The 2344-nt window shown below is 34.6% G+C and carries 3 protein-coding genes; 1 reads left to right on the forward strand and 2 read right to left on the reverse strand.

Translation table 11 applies throughout. The features are described from left to right. On the forward strand, positions 1-737 hold a 737-nt coding region (locus PHP06_09495), incomplete at its 5' end, for a transposase (protein MDD3840786.1). 132 nt (positions 738-869) lie between these two features. Here the strand turns inward: PHP06_09495 and PHP06_09500 are convergent. Then, positions 870-1655: a TPM domain-containing protein gene (locus tag PHP06_09500; GenBank protein MDD3840787.1), complete on the reverse strand. Its 786-nt coding sequence runs from the start codon at positions 1653-1655 to the stop codon at positions 870-872. Between the two features lie 23 nt (positions 1656-1678). Then, on the reverse strand, positions 1679-2248 hold the full coding sequence (locus tag PHP06_09505; protein ID MDD3840788.1) for a LemA family protein: 570 nt from the start codon (positions 2246-2248) through the stop codon (positions 1679-1681). Positions 2249-2344 lie beyond the last annotated feature (96 nt).

Below are 2344 nucleotides of genomic sequence, written 5' to 3' on the forward strand. Positions count from 1 at the left end.
TAAGCTCAACGGGGATATACCATATAATGATAAGAGGCATCAACAGAGCAACGATATTTAATGATAAAGTCGATAAGAATAAATTCATAGAAATCATAGCAAAAACAAAGGAAGAAACAAAATTTGAATTATACGCCTACTGTTTGATGGACAACCATGCACATTTTTTAATAAAAGAAAAAGATATCTCTATCAGCAACATAATGAAGAAGATATGTGGTAAATATGCGATTTGGTTTAACAATAGACATCAAAGAGTAGGACATTTGTTTCAAGACAGATTCAAAAGTGAATGCGTAGAAACAGAAGCTTATTTAATTTCGGTAGCAAAATATATATTAAATAATCCAGTTAAGGCTAATATAGCAAAGGAAGCAGAAGGTTATATTTGGAGTAGTTATCACGAATATATAAATAATAAAACATTAACTGATACAGGTTTTTTGTTAAGCCTTTTTAGTGATGATCAGATAAAAGCGAAAAAATACTTTATCGAAGAATTGAAAAAGGAAGATATAGAAGCTATCAATTTAACTATAGATAGGGTTAGAAGAACAGATCAGGAGGCAAAAGAAATAATAGATAAAGAAATGAAATTATTAGGAATACAAACCATTGAAAAAATAAATTCTGAAGAAAGGATTTTATTAGTAAAAAGGTTGAAAGCAAAAGGGCTAACTAATAGACAAATAATAGGAATAACGGGATTGAGTAGAAACAAAGTAGTTGGAATATAATGGATTAAAAAGTAACCGTCCCTTTAAAACTTTTGAAAGAGAGAAGTTTATTTTTAACTTCTCTCTTTTTTATTGTTAGTAGGGAATGAAGCGAGAGGTTTGTGACAAGCGAAACGTCCCCGTGGCATATTTTTACCAGCTTCGGGAGCTGCCGCCACCGCCGCCGGAGCCGCCACCCCCGCCAAAGCCGCCTCCACCTCCGAAGCCACCGCCGGAGCCTCCACCCCAGCCGCCGCCTCTCGGGCCTCCTCTATTGAATAGCAGTACGTAAAATATAAATCGCAAAATTCTTCCCTTAAAAAAAATTCCGTCAAAAAATAAGAACAATAACAATATGATGAGAGCAATTTTGCCGTTGTCAGATTCTACTGAAGGATATGTTTGCGGGTCTATATCCTGCATATCTTCGGGTTCAATGCTATATTCCTCATAAACCTCCAGCAGTAGGACTTTGTATCCTTCCAATATCCCTTTGGAGAAGTTTCCTTGTTTATAATAGGGCAACATGTAATCATCTTGAATCCTTCCTGTCTTTCCGTCAGGGAGAGCCCCCTCTAATCCGTACCCTACTTCAATTCGAGATAAACCATCGTTTACTGAAAGGAGTATCAATACTCCGTTGTTTTTCTCTTTATCCCCTATCCCCCATTCCCTCAGTATATTAAGAGAATAATTTTCTAGAGGTTGATCGTTCAAGGTATCTACTGTGAGTACTACTATTTGAGCCCCTGTAAGCTGATTTAATTTTAAATTTTGTGTCATAATATATTGTTTTGTTTCCTCATCCAATACGCCTGCATAGTCATTTACGTAAAAATCATCGGTAGGTTGAGGTGTATCTTCCGGATTTGCCAAAGCGGTCATCGGTGTTAGTACTAGCAACAACAAGATAACTAGGGAAAAAAGTTTATTTTTCATTATATGAATACCTCTTTTGTATCTCATTCGCTAAAGTCTACTTCGGGAGCATCTTTAGCCCCTTCGTCCGCTTTAAAATATTCCACTTTTTCAAACCCGAATATACCTGCTATTATATTCGAAGGAAATCGTCTTATGGAACTATTATATTTTTTAGAAATATTATTGTAGTCTTGTCTTGCTACAGCTATGCGATTTTCTGTGCCTGCCAGTTCATCGGATAATTGTCTAAAATTAGCATCTGCTTTCAATTCAGGATAGTTTTCTACAACTACCAACAATCTCGATAAAGCACTGGATAGTTCAGCATCTCCTTGGATTAACTCTTGTGCGTTAGAAGCACCTGCCAATTTAGCACGAGCATCTGATACATTTTTAAGCACTTCTTCTTCATGAGCCGCAAATCCTTTTACTGTTTCCACAAGATTAGGAATCAAATCATTACGGCGTTGAAGCTGAGTCTCAATGTCACTTAATTTGTTGTCTACATCTTCACTTAAAGTTACTAAATTATTATAGCCATTGATAAAAGTGAATATAATAATTATTATTACTGCAAATAATATAATTAAATTTGTTTTTCTATTTTTCATATAGGTCCCCTTTCTCATAATTATGATTATGGTATAAACATTAGTTTACCATAAAATATAAAAAAACAAAACAAATTAATATGATAGACTTTTTAT

The sequence above is a fragment of the Clostridia bacterium genome (genome assembly GCA_028698525.1).
Lineage (GTDB): Bacteria > Bacillota > Clostridia > JAQVDB01 > JAQVDB01 > JAQVDB01.